Annotated in this window: 2 protein-coding genes and 1 pseudogene; all 3 read right to left on the bottom strand. The window is 46.3% G+C overall.

The window, feature by feature from the left end:
- On the bottom strand, nucleotides 1–725 hold a 725-nt coding region (gene ccoP / locus A3757_RS02380), incomplete at its 3' end, for a cytochrome-c oxidase, cbb3-type subunit III (protein ID WP_068739114.1).
- Nucleotides 718–903: a CcoQ/FixQ family Cbb3-type cytochrome c oxidase assembly chaperone gene (locus A3757_RS02385; RefSeq protein ID WP_068509685.1), complete on the bottom strand. Its 186-nt coding sequence runs from the start codon at nucleotides 901–903 to the stop codon at nucleotides 718–720. The genes ccoP and A3757_RS02385, both read right to left, overlap by 8 nt.
- 11 nt (nucleotides 904–914) lie before the next feature.
- A pseudogene (locus tag A3757_RS25000) lies at nucleotides 915–1,072 on the bottom strand (cytochrome-c oxidase, cbb3-type subunit II); the annotation flags it as partial.

A 1,072-nucleotide genomic window follows, 5' to 3' on the forward strand; every position in this document is an offset into this window, starting at 1 on the left:
CCGACGGCTTGATTACCCTTAGCCTCAGCCCCATGACAGGCTGCACAGGCAGTCTGGTACATCGCTGCGCCGGCATCAACAGCTGCTTTATCATCACTACGTCCACTAAACGAAAGTAAGTAATGAGTCATATTTTGTATGTCAGTTTTGCTCATAGCGGGATTTAAACCTTTGGCAGGCATTTGACCGTTTCGACCATACAGGAGGGTGGTTTTGATCGCGTCTGGACTTCCACCATATAACCAGTCGTGGTCAGTCAGATTTGGAAAGCCTAATGCGCCGCGACCTGTTGATCCGTGACATACTGAGCAGTTATTAGCAAACAAACGCTGTCCTACTTTCATTGCTTCGGCATCTTTGGCGAGTTCTTCAATTGGCTTTGCCGCGTAGGCTTTGAATATAGGTGTGTACTTTTCATCAGCTTCAGCAACTTCTGCTTCCCATTGACCGGTAGAAGACCAGCCTAAGAAACCTTGGAAGTTACCTAAAGTCGGGTACAGCAATGCGTATGCGAATGCAAAAACAACTGAACCGATAAACATATGGAACCACCACTTTGGAAGTGGATTATCGTACTCTTCGATCCCATCGAAGGCATGGGGCATCTTTTGTTCAGTCTCTTCATCTGTAGTTTGGCTTTTTCGGGTGGCTACTAGCAGCCATGTACTACCGATCAAAGTACCGATAATAATGACTGAGACCCATACACTCCAAAAACTAGTCATGTTCTTCTCTCTCTTTTTCGCTCAAGGTACGTTCCGCGATATCGTCATCCTGAAAGGGCAGGTTGGCTGCATCGTCAAAATCTTTTTTCTTTTTGCCGTTATAGGCCCATAAGCATATGGCGACAAAGGCGATCATGACCAAGATGGTAGATAGACCGCGTAACGTGTTGATATCCATAATATTGGTTCTTACTTGTTCTTAAGAACGGTGCCAAGCTGCTGTAGATACGCAACCATAGCTTCGATTTCTGTTTTACCTTTCACCGCTTCTGCTGCACCGGCAATGTCTTCGTCGGTGTAGGGAACGCCTACTGTACGAAGTGCTTCCATTTTCGCAGCAGTACCTT

Source organism: Oleiphilus sp. HI0117 (assembly GCF_001635235.1).